This is a genomic window from Armatimonadota bacterium (genome assembly GCA_016223145.1).
Lineage (GTDB): Bacteria > Armatimonadota > Fimbriimonadia > Fimbriimonadales > Fimbriimonadaceae > Nitrosymbiomonas.
In genome coordinates this window covers 340,226-358,143 of the sequence record JACRPN010000008.1, presented here as the reverse complement: position 1 = coordinate 358,143, position 17,918 = coordinate 340,226, and the positions used below count along the sequence as shown (strand labels likewise).

Genomic DNA, 17,918 nt, shown 5'->3' with positions numbered 1-17,918 from the left:
GGTCACAGGTCGAGAGACCCGTGCACAATCAGCAATCCGCAATCCGAAATCCGCAATCCGTAATCGAGTTGTCGTTCGGGCGCAAGAACGCCCGTGAAAAAGTGAATCGGGTCTGGCAGGGGGGATCGTTCGGCCTATCGGCCGGCGAAGGATCGCATATAGGATCGTGCCAGAAGGTGTCGCATATGACGGATCGTGATTATGGCTGACAGAGGCGTTGCGGTGTCAAGACTGGGCCTGACCGGATTCAAGCGCTTTTTCCCTTTGATGGGCCAGCAGCTCTTTGGCCGCATCGAGCACCATGGACCGTGCCTCGTCGACCGTCTCACCCTCGGAGATGGCGCCCGAGAGTTCCGGGATATAGGCGGTGAATCCGCCCTCCTCTGCCGGTTCATAGATGATCGTAAACGGCTTTCGCATCGAACTCATTGTATCACGACCGGCTAAAGGTACCCTTCTCCCTTCGAGATGGTGCCCGCCATGCAGAAAATCACCTCGGGGTTCGGCTCGGAGCCGGATCCATCGAAGCCGTGGGATGAGTGGGTGGAGTAGGTCCGAGCGCTAGCTTGTATACTCTCCGACGATGCCCGACACGCCGCTGTGGACGCCCACGCCGGAAGCCATCGAGTACGCCCGGATCACTGCATTTACGTGCGAACTTGAGAGGCGCTCTGGGGAGGTGCTCGGGGACTACTCCGCCCTCCATAAGTACTCCGTCGAGCACAAGGGCGACTTTTGGTCCGCGGTTTGGGACTTCTGCGAGGTGATTGCCTCCACCGACAAAGGCGTGCCGGTCAGCGATGAAGAACAAATGCCCGGCGCGCGGTTCTTCCCCGACGCGCGGCTCAACTACGCCGAGAACCTGCTCCGGGACCCGGATGACCGCGAGGCGATCGACTTCTGGGGCGAGGGCCAGGTGCGGTCGCGGCTGACCCGACGACAACTCTACGATCACGTGTCCCAGCTTGTTCAAGCGTTTCAGAAGTGGGGCATGAAAGAGGGCGACCGGGTCGCCGCGATCCTTCACAACGGCCCGGAAGCGGTCGTCGGCCTGCTGGCCGCTTCGAGCATCGGTGCGGTGTGGTCCTCCTGTTCGCCGGATTTTGGGGTGCAGGGCATCCTGGACCGGTTCGGGCAGATCGAGCCGAAGATCCTGATCGTCTGCGACGGCTACTTCTATGGCGGCAAGCGCCACGACGTGATGCAAAAGCTGCCCGAGGTGCTGCGCGGACTGCCGACGGTCGAGCGGGTGGTGGTGGTGGAGTATGGGGGCTCAGTCCAGTCCGACCTTTCCGATATGTCTGACTTGTCTGACTTGTGCGGCCCGCCCGACTTGACAGACTCGTCCGACAAGTCCCACGAAGCCAGTACAAGGATCGTTGAGATCTGGTCGAAAGTGCTCTCTACCTTCACACCTCGCCCCATCCGTTTCGCCCAACTCCCGTTTAACCATCCTCTCTATATCCTGTATTCCTCTGGCACCACGGGCGTGCCGAAGTGTATCGTCCACGGCGCGGGCGGCTCGCTTTTGCAGCATCTCAAAGAGCACCAGCTTCATTGCGACATCCGCAAGGGCGACCGCGTGTTCTACTTCACCACATGCGGCTGGATGATGTGGAATTGGCTGACCTCGGCGCTCGCGAGCGAAGCCGTGCTGATCCTCTACGACGGATCGCCGTTCTTCCCGGACGGCAACGTGCTCTTTAGCCTTGCCGATGCCGAGAGCATGACCCTTTTTGGGACCAGCGCCAAGTACATCGCTTCGGTCGAAAAGGCGGGCCTGAAGCCGATGGAGACCCATGACCTTTCTTCAGTGCGAACGATGACCTCTACGGGGTCGCCCCTCGCACCGGAGAGCTTCGAGTACGTGTATCGCGCAATTAAGAGAGACATCCATCTGGCGAGCATCTCTGGAGGTACCGACATCGTGAGCTGCTTTATGCTCGGCAACCCAACACTGCCGGTCTGGAAAGGTGAGATTCAGTGCCTTGGTCTGGGGATGGACGTCGACGTTGTGGAGGAGACAGGCGCCTCGATCCGCGGCGAGAAGGGCGAACTGGTTTGCCGCAGCCCTTTCCCCTCGATGCCGCTAGGCTTCTGGAACGACCCGGACGGCAAGAAATACCAGGCCGCCTATTTCGAGCATTTCCCAGGGCTTTGGCGCCACGGCGATTGGGCGGAGATCACCGGGCATGGCGGTGTGGTCATGCACGGCAGATCGGACTCCGTGCTAAACCCCGGGGGCGTTAGGATCGGCACCTCCGAGATCTATCGCCAGGTCGAACAACTCGATGAGATCGTCGAGGCGCTCGTGGTCGGGCAGCAATGGCAGGGCGACGAGCGCGTCGTGCTGTTCGTGCGCCTGCGCGAAGGTGTTTCGCTATCGGAGGACCTCATCGCGAAAATCAAGAGCCAGATTCGGAAGAACACGACGCCCCGCCACGTCCCTGCGATCGTCGTTCAGGTCTCCGACATCCCGCGCACGCGCAGCGGGAAGATCGTCGAACTCGCCGTGCGCGAGGTGATCCACGGGAGACCCGTGAAGAACGTCGAAGCGATCGCAAATCCGGAGGCGCTTGACGCGTTCCAAAGCATCGCTCAAGGCCGGCTCCGAGACTGAGCTTACTTTACATCGCAGTAAGGTTAGTCACATTGCACACTTGAGAGGACAATTCCCTATTGATTCGCCTTACCCAGTCACTTTGCCGGGTACCGAATCCCGAGCATCCTATCCCTGAGTGCAGGCAAAGGATTGCTTGATTGAAAGGAGCTAAAACATGAAGTACGTGACACTTGTTGCGCTTGTCGGGCTGTCTGCATTGTCCCTTGCTGACGCCCAGTTCATTGATTTCGAGTCCTACCCAACTGGCCCGATCGCCAACGGCTACAACGGATGGCAGATCACGAACCCCGGATGGGATCAGGGCGTTATCAATACGGGAGCGATTAGCGGCAGTCAAAGCTGGCACATCAGCAATGCCGTGGGCTCGGGCTCCTACGGAGACCAGCCCTACACGCCCGCACTCACCAATGCCGTCAGCGAAACGGGCCCATTCCAGTACTTCGAAGCAAGCTGGAAATGGATGCCACTCGCGGGAGGAGTCTCCACCGAGGGGATCACTGTCAGCATTGACAATGGTACCGGCCAACGAGGCAATTACATCCGCATGGAAAACCAGGGTGGTCTGGACACGAGTTGGAGCATATACGCCTACGACTACGACGGCACCAACTTCTATTTGACCTATCTGGCTACAAACGTCAACGCTGGGACGGTCATCGACATGAAGTTCGACATGACCTTTAACCCTGGGCTTCAGAACGACGTATGGCGCATCTGGATGAACAGCTCCCTTGTTTACACGGGTACCGGATGGGAGGACTTCTTTGTCGACGGTGCGGGCGCTTACGGTTCCTACCCAGTCACCTATGACCGATTGCTGATACGCGCGGGCGGAGGCCAAGCTCCGGGTGCCGCGGGCATGTTGTTCGACGACATCAGCTACCAATCACTGGTGCCTGAACCGGCGTCCTTAGCGGTCCTTGGCCTGGGCGCGGCCGTGGTCCTGCGCCGCCGCCGATAGGCCGAAGGGTCGAAAACCCTGATGGCGGTTGGCCGGCAATCACTTATGCGCCGGCCAACCTTGCCCCTTCGAACACGCTGCTAATCGGGGCTATAGGACGCCCTCCAAGGGCTCAAATCGTCGGAAGGCCATGTTCCAGGGCGTTGCCCCTCGCTGAGTTAGGACGGTTCTGCGGACCTACGCCTCACACTCCGCTCCCTGACTCCTGGCATAGGCGCCAAAGGTCTTTGCCCAATTCCATCTTTGGGCGTCCGAAGGATGCTCCATCGAACAACCCAACCCACCACAACTAGAACTCCTTCGCCTCTGCAAAAGCCTCTTCCACCAAATCGGATACCCCCAGCCTGGCTCCCCAGTCCCTGACGTAAGCGCGGTCGAAGTCCGGTCCCTGAACCTCGATGACCCCCACCAGGTCGTTCCACTGCCGGTCGCTTACCCGGTTGCCCAGCTCGTACCAAAGGAGCTTCTCGATCACGATGTCTTCCTGCGTCAGGCAAGGCGCCCAAATGCCCGGAAGAAGCTCAATTCGGCTCGCCCTTTCGATTTCGGATTCAGCCAATTCCGGGAACCGGCCCAAAAAGACGTCTACCTTGAACAGTTCTTCTCGATGGAACAGTTGAAACGAACGCATTGGATCTTGTCCAGTGAGCGCCATTTCAACGTCCTTGGACGTCACCTCAAACTCCACTTCGATGGCCTCGATGAACCGATTCCGTTGCGGCTGCGATAGCTCCACCAAGACGTCAATGTCGTTTGTTTGCCGGGGAACGCCGCGGGCGCCACTTGCATAGGAGCCGCCCACGGCAAACCGAATCTGGAGCCGATCAAGCACTCCGAATAGCTCCCGAAAAACGCGTTCAGGGTTCATTGGGCTTTACGTGAGCTTTGGCGCGCCTGGCCATCGCTAGGCGGTGAATGTCGTCCCCCATGGAACTGAGCTTGAACACCAACTGAGCTTTCTTGCTTGGACTCATGGCTCTTGCCCTTAGCACCATCCGCCGATGAGCCCATTCCTTGGTGTCCAGGAGGTCCGTGCGCCGCATGATGGGATTATGGCCTGAGCGCGACGCAAGGAGTAAGGCAGAACGGCGGCAACGATGCGGCCCCCTATCCGCTTACAACCCGCAAAGCCCGGCCATCTCCCAACCTCGACCGTTCGGCTTGGAACCCGATCAAATGGCTCTCCATGGATTCGCCGAGGTTGGAGGAGAGCAGATTCGGGTCGTGCCGGGCGACAGCTTGCGTGAAATCGCGTACGAGCCTCAGGTCGCCGCCGCCGTGGCCGGAGAGATCGCGGTAGTGTCTGTTCACGTCCCACTGGATCCGGGTGCGATTCTCGAAGTCAAACACATCCAGAACGTTTTCGTCGCCCACGATATCGCCCTTCGTTCCCATGACCCGCGTCCGGCGGCCGGCGTAGCTGGTCATCGCCTCCATGCTGAAGGCGGCGGTCGCTCCGCCCGCGAACTCCATGTTCACCAACTGGTGGTCTGCAACGTCGTTGTCCGCCTGAAAGACGCAGCGACCGATATGCACCTTCCGCAATTGCTCCAGAATCGCTTGATCGGAGCGGTCGCGCGAGATGATGTGATGGGTACTCCAGAGCTTCTCCTTCACATACACCCGGCCTGCGTGATAGATGCATGTCGCCTCGTGCGGACACCCGGCGAGGCACATCCTGGGCGCGCCCTTTGGCGCGTTTTCTTTCCTGAACCACCGCAAACCGCCCAATGAGGAGACCCGCGTGCAGGGCTTCCCTACCAGCCATCGGATGATGTCGAGGTCGTGGCAGCTCTTGGACAGGAGCGACGGATTCGATGCCCGCGAGTTGTGCCAAGGGCCGCGGACGAAGCTATGGGCGAAATGCAGGTAGTGAATGGGCTCCAAGTGCTGAATGCTCACGACGTCGCCGATGACGCCTTGGCTGATGGCCGCGTGCATCTGCACGAAGTAGGGTGCATACCTCAGAACGTGGCAGACCCCGACGATGCGGCCCTTCTTGTTCGCCAGCTCCAGGATGTCCTGGCATTGGCGCCAGGTCTGTGCGATTGGCTTCTCCAGGAGCACGTCGTAACCCATCTCAAGCGCGCGCAGCGTGGGCTTGTAGTGCAGGTTGTCCGGCATCGAGATGACAACGACGTCGGCGAACTTGGGCCGATCGAAGACGTGCTCCCAAGTGGAAAACCGAAGGCCGTCGGGCAGGTTGTGGATACGTGCGGCGGCCTCATTGCGATAGTCAATCGGCTCGGCAACACCCACGACCTTCCACTCGCCCGGCAGTTGCGCCTGCATGCTCCCGTAATAGCCTCCTCGGCCCCCATATCCGCAGATGATCGCGGTTACCGGTGAAACAAGCGCTTTGTACTCGAAGCTCTTCGGTCCGGGAAGCTCGCCCTGGACCCTATTGAAAGCCAGTAGCTCTTTCGGAACAAGGCTCGCCGCGCCAAGAGCAGAGGCGGAGGCAAGAAATTGGCGGCGAGAGGATTGGTTCATACTGCTTTGCTTCGTGCTGCAGGAGGTCGTACCCTCCTGGATTGTGCCCATTTAGGACCACATTGGCCCAACGCTCAGGATCAAACTGCCGTCCCAAATGGCCAGGGCACTCAGGCTCGGAAAAACCACGTCTTCCCTTGAAGGAGAGGTCGGTGACCTTCGGCGAACCGTGTGACAGAGGCAGGCGCCGCCCGTACGAAGTGGCTTTGGCCTTGGGGAACCCACAAGAAAGAGACGTGCGTCACAATGGGTTGACGTGTCCGAACATCAACGCCGGCTTGCGGCGATCGTCGTCACAGACATCGTGGGCTTTAGCGCCATGGCGCAGCGAGATGAGCCATCGGCACTGGAACTGCTTCGTCGCCATGCGGAGATCGTCGAGCCACTGTTCGCTGCCCATTTCGGTCGAATCGTGAAGTCGCTGGGCGACGGCTACCTCGTCGAGTTCTCAAGCGCACTGGAAGCCGTGGCTTGCGCGGCGGCTATCCAGCAGGACGTGATAACCCGAAACGGGTTGGAATCCGATTCCTCAAAACGTTTCAGCGTACGCATTGGGATTCACTTGGGTGACATCGAGCACGTGGAAGGCGACATCCTCGGCGATGGAGTGAACCTCGCGTCGCGCCTGCAGAAGCTCGCAGAACCTGGCGGCGTCTGCGTGTCCGAAGACGTGTTCCGCCAGGTAAGCGGTCGTCGTGGCTTCACGTTTCGTCCGATAGGCACGCCTCCGCTCAAAAACATCGGGAGGCCCGTCGAGCTATACAAAATGGTCTTCGAGAAGAGCGATGCCACGAGCGCCGTCCGGTCCCAGGACGCGCTGACAAGTATCGCCGTCCTCCCATTCGCAAACTTCAGCTCTGATCCCGAAAACGAGCATTTTTGCGACGGCCTGTCGGATGAACTCATCAATGCTCTCACAAAGATCCGAAGGCTCAAGGTCGTTTCCCGCACTTCATCATTTGCCTTTAAGGGACGCGAGCGGTCGCTCAGCGAGGTGGGCGAGATTCTTGGGGTCGGTATCGTGATCGAGGGCAGCGTCAGAAAGGTGGGTAACCGTATCCGGGTCACGGCGCAGGTCGTCGACGTGGCCAGCGACACACACCTCTGGTCCGAGACCTATGACCGTGAGTTGGAAGATATCTTTGCCATCCAGGATGAACTGACGGCTGCCATTGTTTCCTCACTCGAGATCGCAGTCACCCCCGAGGAGCGGGAGGGGCTCGCGCGGTCGGGCACGCGAAACATTCACGCCTACGAACTGTATCTTCAGGGCATGCAGCAGTATTGGCGTTTCAGCATCACTGGCCTGCGGGCCGCCCGGAGTCTCTTTCGGGAGGCAGTGACCCTCGATCCTGACTTCGTCCTAGCGTATTCAGCGCTTGCCCAGTCGGCGGCATATCACTTCTTCTTCTGGGGCGACCACGCCATGTATGACGACGCCCGGACCTCTGCTGACCGACTGCTTCAGATCGCGCCGGAATCGGCAGAAGCCGCCATCGCCGACGGACTGGCGCACCTTCTAGCTGAGAACTTTGAGGAGGCGAGTAAGCGCTTCATTGTCGCCATCGACAGGGCACCCCAGTCCTACGACGCATGGTACGTGCTGGCCCGCTGTCGCTTTGCCCAGGGCAGGAACGAAGAGGCGATCGAGGCATTTCTTCGAGCGGCGGACATCCGATCGGACGACTATCAATGTCTTGGGCTGGCACAGGTCGCATGTCGCGCTATGGGCGACGAAGTCCGCCGAAAGCAGATCGCCGAGCGCACGCTGCCGATCCTCGTGCGAAGCCGTAGGCTTCATCCAGACGACCCGCGAGCCGCGTACTTTGAGGCGAGCGTGCACACGGTGCTCGGCGACACGGTGGCCGCTTCGGAGTGCCTGGAACAAGCCTTGTCACTGGGGCCGCATGACCCTTCGATCCTCTACAACGCGGCGTGTATCTACAGCTTGCTTGGCAAGCGCGAGGAGACACTCGCATGCCTCGAGAAGGTAGCCCGAACGGGCTTCGCAGACCTCGATTGGCTTGTGCACGACATGGACCTCGCCACCGTGCGAGAAGATCCTCGCTTTGCCGCAGTTGTGGCCATGGTCGAAGATAATCGCCGCCGCGCGATCGAAGACGTGGCAGGAATCGATCGGCCGAAGGTGTGACGTGCGTCGCTACCCCTTCAGACCGCCCGCCGCGATGCCCTCGATGAAGTACCTTTGCGCCAAGAGGTACACGATCAGCACCGGCACGATGACGAAGGACGCCCCAGCCATCAGCAGCGGCCAGCTCATCACGTAATGCCCCGCCGATAGCGCCGAGATCGCTAGCGGCAAGGTCTTCATCTCTTCGCTCTTCACCACGATGAGCGGCCCAAGGAAGTCGTTCCAGACTCCAAGGAACGTGAAGACTCCAAGCGTTGCCAGAGCCGGCTTGACCAGCGGAAGCGCCACCCGCCGATAAATAGAGAGCTCCGAAGCACCGTCCAAACGCGCGGCATCCAAATAGTCGTCTGGGATCGTGAGCATGGACTGCCGGAGGAAAAAGATGCCGAACGCGCTCGCGAGCCCGGGCACGATGAGGCCGGTGTAGGTGTCCAGCCAAGCGAGGTGCTTGAGCAGGAGAAAGCTGGGGATCATGGTCACCTGGCCCGGGATCATCATGGTGGCGAGCAAGGCGATGAAGAGCACGTCGCGGCCTCTGAACGGGTATTTCGCAAAGGCAAAAGCGGCAAGGCTGTTCAGGAGAAGGCTCCCCAGAGTCACGCAGATGCTGATGACGGCGCTGTTGAAAAAGAACCTGCCAAACGGGGCGATGCTCATGGCGTCAGCGTAGTTCTTCCATTGCGGCGAGGCGGGCAGCGGTTTGGGTGGAAACAGGAACGCCTCGGCGTCGGTCTTGAGCGAGGTGAGCACCATCCACAGGAAGGGCACCGCCATCATCAACGCCCCGGCAAGGACGATCATCCAGATGGCAGTGCGGGTGACGCGGGTCATTGCTAGATCCTACTCAGACGGGTCGACAGCCTTGATCCCAACTAGTGAGAATCGCCGGAAATCCGAGACATCAAGCGTGAGGATCGTGAGGACCTTATGAGAGAGCGCTATCGCCACGTGATTAGCGTCGTGACAAGCTGCGCCTTTGACCTCCAGTTTTCGGACCAAAGCAACCCAGTGACTGTACGTCGATTCATCTTCCAAGAGCACAGTAAGGCGGGCAGCGAGCGCGTCGAGCATGCGCCCCACCTCGTCAAGCTCTTTTCCTATCCCATTGGCAGACTTGGGCCTCGTACAAACGTGCCAAAACTCCCGAAGTGCCTGTGTTGAGCAACACAACTCGTGTCCGTCGGCTTCCAACGACCGAACCGTGTCGAGGACTCTGGGATGCAGGGGATCCTCGGCCACTGCTAGCCGCAACAAGATGTTGGTGTCGAGGAGATAGCGCACTACTCTGGGCTCTCGTAGAAGTCCTCGGCTCTGTAGATCTTGCCCTCAGGGAGGCGCCACCCTTTCGTGATTTCGCGAGCAATGGCCTCAAAGTCGTCCCAGGTGCCCCGCTTCTTCTGGCCCGTCTTGACTTCGTCAAGCACCCGAATCTCGACGCGATGGCCCGCCAATTCTTTTGCATGCTTGGTTGAGACGTCGTCCCAGTTCCCTTCGATGATCCGCGGGTCCATGGTATTAGTATACGATCATCTCAATGGCGCTCTTGTGCTCAGCAAAGGTCTTAGCCATCGTATAGATCTTCGCGCTTCCAGGTGCGTGGTCCTTTCAGCCCAAGCTCGTCCGCTATTCGAAAGGCATCCTGGACCTTGCCTTTTCCGGCAGGCGACACAGCCTGCTCGATGACCTTCGCCAAGAACTGCCCGACGGGCATTCCTGCGAGCTGGGCGTTCTTCTTCGCTGCCTCAAGCACTTCGTCCCGCATGGTCACCGTCACGGTTCTCATGGTCTCAATATGCGGCGGACGGCTTCAAATCACCTCACAAATCCTCGGGCACACGGCCGATCATGGGTTAGGTGCTCCCCGCCCAACGACTCGGTCGTCGGCCCATCCCCGGATGCCACCGGTCTATCTCCTCTCAATCAGGGACCAAACACCCATTGGCCCGAACATTGCCGCGAACGCGAATGAATGCCACGGAAGGTGCTCACCATAGGCCACGAGACTTATGACAAGCGCGGCCAACAGAAAACCTATCCCTCTGCTTGTCCTGCCCCCACGATCTGTAGCCATCGTCTCCTAAATCCTAATCTCCTCGAAGACCATCCTCATTGCCACGGCTTCATTCTCCTATTGAAGAACCGCCACTGGGCCAACGTCAACAGCAGCACGATCACAAACAGCAGCACCGCCATCGCCGAGGCGTAGCCCATCTCCAGGTTCTGGAACGCCGTCTGCCAAAGGTAATACAGATACACCCGCGTGCGGTCGAGCGGCCCGCCGCCGGTCATGATGTATACGCTCTGGAACACCTGAAAGCCGCCGATGACCCCCATGATCGTCAGGAACATCGTGGTCGGCGTGAGCAACGGCCAGGTGACGTGCCGGAACGCTTTCCACGAGTTCGCGCCATCGATGCGCGCCGCCTCGTGAACCTCCTCAGGAATCGCCCTGAGACCGGCCAGATAGATCAGCACCCCGAACCCCAGCCCGTGCCACACGCTGACCATCGCCACCGAGGGCATCGCCAGGCTGGGTTCGCTCAGCCATCCAGACCCCTTAAGGCCCGCCTGCCGAAGAGCCGCATTGGCCAGGCCGTATTCCGGGTTCAAAATCCACTCCCACACGAACGCCACCGCCGCCATGCTCGTCACATTCGGGAGGAAGTAAAGGCCCCTCACGAAGCTCCGCCCCGTGAACCACTTTTGGTGAAGCGCCAGAGCGATCCCGAGCCCGAGCGCCAGTCCGACCGGAAGCGTGAAGACCACGTAGATCGAGGTGTTGAGTAGGGTGGTCCAAATAAGCGGATCGTCGAGCAGGCGCTTGAAGTTGTCAGCCCCGACGAACCGGGCTTCGGACATGCCGTCGTAGTGCGTAAACGCGAGCAGGATCCCCCAGATCGCCGGGATGGCGACGAAAATGCCCATGATCAGCAGCGCCGGAGAAACAAAGTTCCACCCGGCGGTCTGAAGCTGAGCCTTGGGGTTAGGCACCTAGCGGGCCTCCGGGCAGTTCGCGTTCCTGGTTCGCAGTGCAGACAGAAGTCCCGAATCGCCGTATCGCTGTTCGCGCACCGCCCTTCGCCCTTCGCCCATCGCTCTTCGCATGCAAAGCGGCGCTAGGTCGCCGCACTCCAAGGAAGTCGCCCTTCACCAATCGCCCTTCATTTCTTAATCCCATCATCCCTTCATCTCTTAATCTCTTCATCTCTTAATCTCTTCATCCCATCCTCACTCACCCTCACTCACCCTCACACATCCTCACACATCCCTCACCTCCGCAACCCCTCCGCCTCGATCGCCTGCCGGATCTGCTTGTTCGTGGCCACCGCGGCATTGTGTAGCGCCACCTGTGGGTCCGCGCCCTCCAAGAGCACCCGGTCCACCGCCTCGCGCAACCGAAGCGACGCGCGGTCGATGTACGGGCTGCACATTTCCATGGTCGTCCAGCCGTTCTCCAGCACCTGGCTGATCCAGCCGCACTTCTCCTCGAACTCGGCCTGGGTGGGTACGCCCGGGATGCGCCCCTCGACGCCCGTTACATTCCTGAAGCCGGCCGACCTCAACGACGACCATCGCGAGGGTGGCGCCACCCACAAGACCTGCCAGTACTTGACCAGCGCCTCGGTGCTCGATAGAAACTTCACGAGCTTCCAGGCCTCCTTCGGATGGCGCGTCTTGCTGCTAATCCCCCAGAAGCACGAGCTGCTGACCGACATGGGCTTTTCGCCCCTGGGGATCGGGGCCACGCCGAACCGAAGCTTCGGCGCGTTCTTCTTGATCGAGGGTGTGATCCAGCTTCCATCGAAGTACATCGCCACCTTGCCCTGCTCAAAAAACTTATCCGGCCCAAGGCCCCCTCGCTGGGTCCTCGATTGGGTCAGCGTGTAGCTGCGCATCATCCCCTTCATGAAGCTAAGCGCCTTGGCGGCTTCCGGGCTGTCATAGACCGTCTGAGTTCCGTCCTCGCTCCAGAAGCGGCCGCCAGCCTGGTAGAGAAAAGGCCGAAACCCCCAGTCGTTCCAGGATAAGTTGAATCCCAGTACCTCGGGGTGCCCATCCCCGTCCGAGTCCACCGTCAGCTTGTCGGCGGCCGCCTTCAGGTCGCTCCAGGTCCAGCTCGCGTCAGGATAGGGCAGCTTGGCCTTGTCGAAGAGGTCCTTATTGAAGAACAGACCCACGATGTTGATGTCCTGGGGGATCCCGTAGATTTTGCCGTCATACCGAAGGTAGTCCCACAGGATCGGGATGAAGTCGTTGCGGTCGATACCATCCGGCCCATCGATGAACTCATCGAGCGGCAGGTTGATGCCACGGCGAATCCACAGCGGCCCTCCGTCGCTGCCCTCGCGCATGACGTCCGGCGCGATGTCCCCTGCGTACGAGAGCTTGATCCGGTTCCCGTAGTCTTCAAAGTGGTGGAACCGCACCTTAATGCCTGGGTTCTGCCGCTCGAACGCGGGGATGTAGATGTTCTTGTAAAGGTCATTCTCCCATGGCATGCCGAACACGCTGAGCTCAATGACCACTGGCCCGCTCGTCGGCGGGTCGACTTTGGGGCGTGATGCGACCCAAGCCGCTCGCGCAACGAGAAGCAGAAAGGCACAAAGCGTAAGGAATCGAATCACGGTGGTTCGCTATTCCTTTCGGAGCGACGTGCCATGAATCCTGCCTGCCATCGCGTTCAGAATGGCGCTCGTGCCTTCCAGCCGGTGGTCGTGTGCCGGCTGGATGTGAAGGAGCTTGCGCTCCCGGCCCAGCTTCTTGGACCGAACATAGATCAGATGCCACACGCAGGGCAGCCACGGGTCCACTTCGCACATGCCGTCGGTCCTGGTTCCGCCGCAAGGCCCGTTTCGCATCTTCTTGGGGCATCGCATCGGGCAAGTGAAGGCGGTGTAGCTCAAAATGCACTGCCCACAGGTTTTGCAGCCAAAGATGGGCTTCTTGACCGTGTTCTCGGCGATCAAAAACAGACGGTACGGCAGCCTGTGCCGCTCCATGAATCCTGAAAAACGCTCGGACAACCGGCTCACACAAGCCCCCTGGAGGCCACACGGACGGCGGCAACCGCCGATCTCGCCATCGAGCCCGTTTCGGGGCTGTTCGGGCTGTGAGCGAGCGGCCGAGGAAGCAAACCGGCCTCCTCGACGATCCTCGGCGTGAGCGACTCCTTCATGGCCGGCATGATGTGGATCCCAGCCACGCCTGAAATCTGTCGTAGTCGACGGATCGTCTCAACGCAGATCCGAACACCTTCGGCTTCCGGGTCGTCCGCTGCCTCGATTTTCTGCGCCAGTTCCTGAGGAAATCGCAGCCCCGGCACCTTCTCCGCCATGTGCTTGAGCGCCTTTACCGAGCGCAGCGGCATGACCCCTGCGATGATCGCCGCCCTTTTCTCCAGGCCCTCTCGGCGCAGAGCATCCATCCATTTCTCAAATCCTCCGATGTCGAAAATCGGCTGCGTCTGAAAGAACTTGGCCCCCGCTTCGATCTTCTTCGTCACAGACCACACCCGCATCTCGAACGGCTCGCCATAGGGGTGCGCCGCCGCGCCGACAAAGAGCTTGGGAGGCGGCGAAATGGGCTGTTCGTTCATGAAGCGCCCTTCGGCCATCCCCGCAGCGAGCTGCACAAGCTGCGTCGCGTCCAGGTCCCACACGCCCTTGCTCTCAGGATGGTCGCCAATGCTGGGATCATCGCCGCTCAGGCAGAGCAGATTGCGAACCCCGCAAGCATTCGCCGACAGAATCTCCGACTGCAGCGCCAAGCGGTTGCGGTCACGGCAGGTGGCTTGCATGATGGGCTCAAGACCCGCCTCAGCCAGCAGAACGCTGCAATGGGAGGAGCTCATCCGCACTGAGGCCGCCTGATTGTCGGTCAGGTTCACCGCGTCGACGATGCCCTGAAAGTGCTTGACCTTGTTGAGTAGGGCCACTCGGTCGGGGCCTTTCGGAGGGCTCATCTCGCCGCAGACCACAAACGTCCCGGCGGACAGGAGCGCCTGCAACCTGCTGACGGGCTCGATCTGCTCGGGCGAAGCCCCCGGAACCCGGTCATACGAAGCGGGCTCCGAGCTACACCCCATCGAACCTCCCTGACCGGCACGCCTCGATGTAGCCCATGCAGTATTCATCGCGGTCCGTGAGTACTTCGGCTGACGCTACCAGCGCCATCAGCGTGCGGTCATTGGGATCCAGAATCGCGGCGTCCAAACCCGCACCGATGGCGAGCACGGTCATCGCCCAATTGACCAGCTTTCGGTTCGGCAGGCCGTGAGAGACGTTGCTCAGCCCAGCGATGGTGTGAACACCGGGAAACTCGGCTTTCACCTCACCAATCAGCTTCAAAAGAGCCCTCGCCGACCCCTCGCCGCCGGCGATCGGAAAGGTCATAGGGTCAAGGTATACGTCGGCAAGCGGAACGCCATCCGCCGCGAGGCGCGCCACAAGGTTGCGGGCGATCAGGCTTCTCACCGCTCCGTCGGCCTGGATGCCCGAATCGTCCATAGCTAGCGCCACGACCTTCGCGCCATGCCTGAGCACTACGGAGATGAGCCGCCGGTATCGGTCCGGCTCGGCGGTGATGGAGTTGACGATCGGCGCCCCATGCCTCGGGTCATAGGCCTCCAGGGCCTCGCGAAGGGCGTCCGGGTTTGGGCTGTCGATGCAAAGTGGGCACGGTGTGCAACTCTGGACCGTCTCGACCAGCCAGCGCAACGCCTCCGGCTCCGAGTCGGTGAGCGTGCCGCAATTGACGTCGAGATAGTGGGCGCCGGCGTCGATCTGGGAAATGGCGAGACGCTCGATGAACGCCGCGTCACGGTTTGCGACGGCCCGCTCGACGACCGGCTCGCCCTTGACCTTTCGACTGGTGTTGATGCGCTCGCCAACGACTAGGATAGGGCACCTCTTGTTGCCCTCATTCTATCCTTCTGCGGGCCCATCCAGGGGGCGATACCGGCTTTTCAATCCTGACAAAAATGAACTGTATCAAGGCGCAAAAGGGGACCCACTCTGGATCGTGGGCGGCGCGATTCCGGGCCGACCTCGGGACCAGACATGAAACCGTATCTCGCACTCTGCCTTCTGTCAACGGCGGCGCTTTCGGCGGCCAATACCTATCTCGCCACCTTCGATGAACTGAATGAAGGCGATTTCGGCCCATCGATTACCAGTAGTGGTGTGAAGTTCTACGACGTGGACCAAGACCTCTCGGGCGGAGTGTTCTGCATCGAACAGGCCAATTCTGGCGACCTTGGCGGGTCGTTCTCTACGCCAAACGTCCTCGGCTTTGGGGGCTATGTTCCGGGCAGCGGCGTCGCCTTCGGACGCATGAAGAGCTTCTCCATCGGGATGGCCGGAACCGGATTCCAGCTCAAGAAAGCCTCACTGGACATCTGGACGTTCCTCCTCCAGCAAGGCGGCAACACGGTCACGCTGGAAGGGTGGCTCGGAAACACCCTGGTCAACTCGGACACCTACACGCCCGGCACCTTTTCCGTTGAGCACCATTCCCTAAGCCTGCCGACGGATGACTACGACAAGTTCATCGTCCGAGCGCAGGGCGCCGTCGACCACGGAGTGGTGTTCGCAGACGTGGACAATGTCCGTGTGGACGCCGTGCCGGTGCCCGAGCCCGCAACGTTGGCGGCTCTGGGTCTTGGCGGATTGGCATTGCTCCGAAAGCGGCCTCATTAATCGAGAGCTGCCCACCAAATGGTGCGCAGGCGTCTCGCCTGTGCAACTCACCCCGTCATCCCGGCCTTGTCTGAGGACGCGGCGGCCCGTTTGGCCGCCGCGTCCTCAGACATTTCCTCTGCAGACCGAACCCTCAGGCGCGCAGCACCCCGATTCCCACCAAACCGTGCCAAACTCGCCGAACCCGTCAACCGCTCCCGCGCCAACGCAACCTCGTCCCGGTATTGCGGCAGCCACTGCCCTGTCGCCACCAGCATCTCGTCGGCCATCTGCCAGATCTCCGGCGGGTTGCACACAGCCCCCGTCAGCGGGTCCAGCATCATTGCCTGCTTGAGCAGCTCCACTTCCCCTCGCACCGCCGCCTCAACCCCCAACCGCTGCACCGAGACCGACGCATTGCACACCGCCGCGCACCCCAGCGGCAGATCGCCGACCACCGGCATCGAGATGCCATTTCCGTCCACATATCCCGGCGCTTCGATCACGCAGTCCTGCGGCAGATTCGTGATGATCCCGTCGTTGCGCACGTTGAAGTGCCCCCGATACACGCGGCCCGTCTCCAGCCCCTCCAGGATGTAGGACCCGTGCTCCTGGCCCCGGTCCTTCGGCTCGAAGGTGAACGGCGGCTCTTCCAGCCACCTCGGAAACTCCTGCTCGAACCAGTTCCGCCCCTCCGTGCACACCCTTAGGTACCCGCCGGTCTCCCCGTTGATCCAGCTGCTCAAGTCGATCCAGTCGGCGATCTCGGCCGGGCGCTTGCGATACCAGGGCACGTATTCGCTCAGGTGGCCGTTGGATTCTGTGGAGTAATAGCCGAACCGCCTCAGCATGTCGATGCGCACCTTCTCGGTCTGGCGGAATTCGGGGTGCTTCTGGAACCCCTCCAGCAGGTAGGGCGTCATGTCGCGGCCCTGGAAGCGCACCTGCACGTACCACGTCTGGTGGTTGATGCCCGCGCAGACGATGTCCACGTCTTCCTTGGTGACCCGGTCCTCCGGGCCGATCCAGCCCCTCTCTCGCGCCAGAAGCTGGATGACGCTGGCGAGCTGGTGATGCCCGCCGATGACGCCATGGCAGAGTCCAATCGTGCGCACGTTCGTGTACTCCAGGCACGCCCACGTGAGCATCGCCATGGGGTTCGAGTAGTTGAGGAACAGCGCGTCGTCCGCAGCCAATTCCTCGATGTCGGCGCAGAAGTCCAGAAGCACCGGAACCCCGCGCTGGGCGTACATCAGGCCACCCGGACCGAGCGTGTCGCCGACGCACTGGTCCACGCCGTACCTTAAGGGGATGTACACGTCGTGCGCAAAGCCCTCGAGGCCGCCAACCCGCACGAAGCTGAAGATGTACTTCGCGCCTTCGATCGCCTTCTTTCTCTCTAGGTGGGCTGTCACCTGTGTGGGCAGACCCGAGGCGGCGATGTCCCGGCGCACAAGCTGCTCGACCATCGAGAGGTTCCGCGCGTCGATGTCGTGCAGAGCGATCTCGATCTCCCGAAGCTCAGGAACGCACAGGATGTCGCGGATCATCCCCCGCGTAAAGCCGACGCTCCCCGCGCCGAGAACCGCGATCTTCAAGCCCATGGCCTAGGATAGTGGATTTCGGGCAGCTCGTGGGCTCCCCTCCCTTTGTTTTGAGGGAGTCGAAACTGCTTCCGAGTCCCGGCGAAGTCGGGAAGGGAGGGGTCGGGGGAGGGAGGCCTTGCTCGCTCTCGATCATCATTTTTCGACTGTGTGTGGTGAGTAATTGACCTTTGGTTCAAAGGCATGTCGATCCCAGGGCTAGAGTCTGCACCGAGTGATAGAAGTCGCGGGTGCCTCCACCCTTTAGGGTGGTGTTCGTGGAGTCGGTTCCTGTCGGGAAAGTAGGATGCAACTGTGCAGCAGGCCCTACTGAGCCCATCAGAGCACGGCACATCCGACCATACTCAAGAACCGCGAGCCGGGCGGAGACCACTATGACGCCACCCGTAAAGGGTGGAGGCACCCTGTG

Annotated in this window: 18 protein-coding genes; 4 read left to right on the top strand and 14 right to left on the bottom strand. The window is 60.7% G+C overall.

Annotated elements, in window-relative coordinates; genetic code table 11:
• Positions 1-225: 225 nt before the first annotated feature.
• Positions 226-420 carry a type II toxin-antitoxin system HicB family antitoxin gene (locus HZC36_06790; GenBank protein ID MBI5706681.1) on the bottom strand — a complete coding sequence of 65 codons (195 nt, stop codon included), beginning with the start codon at positions 418-420 and terminating at the stop codon, positions 226-228.
• A gap of 163 nt (positions 421-583) precedes the next feature.
• Between HZC36_06790 and HZC36_06785 the strand changes: the two genes are divergently transcribed.
• Positions 584-2,620: an acetoacetate--CoA ligase gene (locus HZC36_06785; GenBank protein MBI5706680.1), complete on the top strand. Its 2,037-nt coding sequence runs from the start codon at positions 584-586 to the stop codon at positions 2,618-2,620.
• 157 nt (positions 2,621-2,777) lie between these two features.
• Complete coding sequence (locus HZC36_06780; GenBank protein MBI5706679.1) at positions 2,778-3,584, top strand: PEP-CTERM sorting domain-containing protein; 807 nt, start codon at positions 2,778-2,780, stop codon at positions 3,582-3,584.
• A 289-nt stretch (positions 3,585-3,873) separates the two neighbouring features.
• Here HZC36_06780 and HZC36_06775 read toward each other — a convergent pair whose 3' ends face one another.
• The 3 genes from HZC36_06775 to HZC36_06765 form a co-directional block, all read right to left on the bottom strand.
• Positions 3,874-4,416 carry a hypothetical protein gene (locus tag HZC36_06775; protein MBI5706678.1) on the bottom strand — a complete coding sequence of 181 codons (543 nt, stop codon included), beginning with the start codon at positions 4,414-4,416 and terminating at the stop codon, positions 3,874-3,876.
• Between the two features lie 25 nt (positions 4,417-4,441).
• Positions 4,442-4,627 carry a hypothetical protein gene (locus HZC36_06770; protein MBI5706677.1) on the bottom strand — a complete coding sequence of 62 codons (186 nt, stop codon included), beginning with the start codon at positions 4,625-4,627 and terminating at the stop codon, positions 4,442-4,444.
• A 64-nt stretch (positions 4,628-4,691) separates the two neighbouring features.
• Positions 4,692-6,077, bottom strand: coding sequence for a Gfo/Idh/MocA family oxidoreductase (locus HZC36_06765; GenBank protein MBI5706676.1), 1,386 nt, complete (start codon positions 6,075-6,077; stop codon positions 4,692-4,694).
• 256 nt (positions 6,078-6,333) lie between these two features.
• Between HZC36_06765 and HZC36_06760 the strand changes: the two genes are divergently transcribed.
• Positions 6,334-8,229 carry a tetratricopeptide repeat protein gene (locus tag HZC36_06760; GenBank protein ID MBI5706675.1) on the top strand — a complete coding sequence of 632 codons (1,896 nt, stop codon included), beginning with the start codon at positions 6,334-6,336 and terminating at the stop codon, positions 8,227-8,229.
• Positions 8,230-8,238: 9 nt separating this feature from the next.
• On the opposite strand, the gene HZC36_06755 is transcribed toward HZC36_06760, so the two are convergent.
• The 9 genes from HZC36_06755 to HZC36_06715 form a co-directional block, all read right to left on the bottom strand.
• Positions 8,239-9,060: a carbohydrate ABC transporter permease gene (locus HZC36_06755; protein ID MBI5706674.1), complete on the bottom strand. Its 822-nt coding sequence runs from the start codon at positions 9,058-9,060 to the stop codon at positions 8,239-8,241.
• A gap of 9 nt (positions 9,061-9,069) precedes the next feature.
• The gene (locus HZC36_06750; protein MBI5706673.1) at positions 9,070-9,510 is read right to left on the bottom strand and encodes a type II toxin-antitoxin system VapC family toxin; all 441 of its coding nucleotides are present in this window, start codon (positions 9,508-9,510) and stop codon (positions 9,070-9,072) included.
• Positions 9,510-9,740, bottom strand: coding sequence for a hypothetical protein (locus HZC36_06745; protein ID MBI5706672.1), 231 nt, complete (start codon positions 9,738-9,740; stop codon positions 9,510-9,512). The genes HZC36_06750 and HZC36_06745 overlap by 1 nt, the downstream gene beginning before the upstream one ends.
• Positions 9,741-9,790: 50 nt before the next feature.
• On the bottom strand, positions 9,791-10,012 hold the full coding sequence (locus HZC36_06740) for a hypothetical protein (GenBank protein ID MBI5706671.1): 222 nt from the start codon (positions 10,010-10,012) through the stop codon (positions 9,791-9,793).
• 323 nt (positions 10,013-10,335) lie between these two features.
• The gene (locus tag HZC36_06735) at positions 10,336-11,220 is read right to left on the bottom strand and encodes a sugar ABC transporter permease (protein ID MBI5706670.1); all 885 of its coding nucleotides are present in this window, start codon (positions 11,218-11,220) and stop codon (positions 10,336-10,338) included.
• 278 nt (positions 11,221-11,498) lie between these two features.
• Positions 11,499-12,854, bottom strand: coding sequence for a sugar ABC transporter substrate-binding protein (locus HZC36_06730; protein ID MBI5706669.1), 1,356 nt, complete (start codon positions 12,852-12,854; stop codon positions 11,499-11,501).
• Between the two features lie 9 nt (positions 12,855-12,863).
• Positions 12,864-13,229 (bottom strand): methylenetetrahydrofolate reductase C-terminal domain-containing protein, encoded by a 366-nt coding sequence (locus HZC36_06725; protein MBI5706668.1) that lies wholly within the window; start codon positions 13,227-13,229, stop codon positions 12,864-12,866.
• A gap of 29 nt (positions 13,230-13,258) precedes the next feature.
• Positions 13,259-14,314, bottom strand: coding sequence for a methylenetetrahydrofolate reductase (locus HZC36_06720; protein MBI5706667.1), 1,056 nt, complete (start codon positions 14,312-14,314; stop codon positions 13,259-13,261).
• Positions 14,304-15,128, bottom strand: coding sequence for a dihydropteroate synthase (locus tag HZC36_06715; GenBank protein MBI5706666.1), 825 nt, complete (start codon positions 15,126-15,128; stop codon positions 14,304-14,306). Before HZC36_06715 ends, HZC36_06720 begins: the two co-directional genes overlap by 11 nt.
• Positions 15,129-15,287: 159 nt before the next feature.
• Here HZC36_06715 and HZC36_06710 point away from each other — a divergent pair, with 159 nt between their 5' ends.
• A complete protein-coding gene (locus tag HZC36_06710; GenBank protein MBI5706665.1) occupies positions 15,288-15,926 on the top strand; it encodes a PEP-CTERM sorting domain-containing protein in 639 nt (212 codons plus the stop codon).
• A gap of 47 nt (positions 15,927-15,973) precedes the next feature.
• Here the strand turns inward: HZC36_06710 and HZC36_06705 are convergent, their stop codons facing one another.
• Positions 15,974-17,509, bottom strand: a complete 1,536-nt coding sequence (locus HZC36_06705; GenBank protein MBI5706664.1) for an alpha-glucosidase/alpha-galactosidase — start codon at positions 17,507-17,509, stop codon at positions 15,974-15,976.
• Positions 17,510-17,918: the final 409 nt, after the last annotated feature.

What these genes read in the sequence shown, in the direction of transcription:
- HZC36_06790 (MBI5706681.1), bottom strand. Translation starts at nt 420, where the DNA reads ATGCGAAAGCCGTTTACGATCATCTATGAACCGGCAGAGGAGGGCGGA.
- HZC36_06765 (MBI5706676.1), bottom strand. Translation starts at nt 6,077, where the DNA reads ATGAACCAATCCTCTCGCCGCCAATTTCTTGCCTCCGCCTCTGCTCTT.
- HZC36_06725 (MBI5706668.1), bottom strand. Translation starts at nt 13,229, where the DNA reads ATGGAGCGGCACAGGCTGCCGTACCGTCTGTTTTTGATCGCCGAGAAC.
- HZC36_06710 (MBI5706665.1), top strand. Translation starts at nt 15,288, where the DNA reads ATGAAACCGTATCTCGCACTCTGCCTTCTGTCAACGGCGGCGCTTTCG.
- HZC36_06770 (MBI5706677.1), bottom strand. Translation starts at nt 4,627, where the DNA reads ATGCGGCGCACGGACCTCCTGGACACCAAGGAATGGGCTCATCGGCGG.
- HZC36_06785 (MBI5706680.1), top strand. Translation starts at nt 584, where the DNA reads ATGCCCGACACGCCGCTGTGGACGCCCACGCCGGAAGCCATCGAGTAC.
- HZC36_06720 (MBI5706667.1), bottom strand. Translation starts at nt 14,314, where the DNA reads ATGGGGTGTAGCTCGGAGCCCGCTTCGTATGACCGGGTTCCGGGGGCT.
- HZC36_06740 (MBI5706671.1), bottom strand. Translation starts at nt 10,012, where the DNA reads ATGAGAACCGTGACGGTGACCATGCGGGACGAAGTGCTTGAGGCAGCG.
- HZC36_06705 (MBI5706664.1), bottom strand. Translation starts at nt 17,509, where the DNA reads ATGGGCTTGAAGATCGCGGTTCTCGGCGCGGGGAGCGTCGGCTTTACG.
- HZC36_06755 (MBI5706674.1), bottom strand. Translation starts at nt 9,060, where the DNA reads ATGACCCGCGTCACCCGCACTGCCATCTGGATGATCGTCCTTGCCGGG.
- HZC36_06780 (MBI5706679.1), top strand. Translation starts at nt 2,778, where the DNA reads ATGAAGTACGTGACACTTGTTGCGCTTGTCGGGCTGTCTGCATTGTCC.
- HZC36_06745 (MBI5706672.1), bottom strand. Translation starts at nt 9,740, where the DNA reads ATGGACCCGCGGATCATCGAAGGGAACTGGGACGACGTCTCAACCAAG.